The sequence below is a fragment of the Alcanivorax sp. HI0083 genome, assembly GCF_001635175.1.
Map to the genome: position 1 here is coordinate 1 of NZ_LWFX01000064.1, position 750 is coordinate 750.

Sequence of the window (750 nt, forward strand, 5' to 3'; positions counted from 1 at the left end):
GGGCTGACCTCCACGGCCGGCGCCGGCAGCAACGCCACCGGCTCAATGGGCGGTTCATCCAGGCGGGCCAGCGTGGCGTAGCCACCGTTGATCTGGCGGTCGGTGCCGCGGGCACCCACATCCACACGCCCTTCAATCACTTCGTTTCGAGTGGTCTCGGCGCCATCCACACCCAGGTAATACTCCGTGCCACGGACCGCCGCCACCGCGCCCGGCGTATAGACTTCGAAAGAGGCTTCATCGCTTTGCCGGGGGCTGACGCTGTTACGGATATTGCCGCGCTGCAAACGCAGCTCGGTGCGTTCGTTCTGCTGATCCAGGAAGCGACGATAGCGAGTCACCACCAGCAGGCTGGCGGGCTTGATGTAGACTTCCGACTGGTCAGCAAAACGCAGCCGGGCGCTGCTTTTTGCGGCTGTTTCCAGGGCGTCGCCAAACGCCACCGCATCACCGTTTTGCAGCTGACGGGGCTCCCCTCCCCTGGCCGGATACAGCATTACCTCACCGGTAATCGCATCCACAGTGGCCGGAATGGGTTTTTCTTTAAGCCAGCTAATCGGCACCTTCAGGGTATTACCGGGACGCAGGGAGTGAGGGTTGTCGAGCCCGTTATGGCGAGCCAGTTCGCCCCAGCAGGTTTGCGGCGACTGGGCAAACTGTTGACAGACTTTCCAGAGAGAATCGCCAGGGCGCAAGGTGTAATGCCAGTCATCCCCGGCCCAGGCCGTTGATAGCAGGCACAGCATCATA

Annotated in this window: 1 protein-coding gene; it reads right to left on the minus strand. The window is 62.1% G+C overall.

The window, feature by feature from the left end:
- The coding region (locus A3754_RS00685) for a FecR domain-containing protein (RefSeq protein WP_063518575.1) at positions 1-749 on the minus strand (749 nt) is incomplete at its 3' end.
- Position 750: the final 1 nt, after the last annotated feature.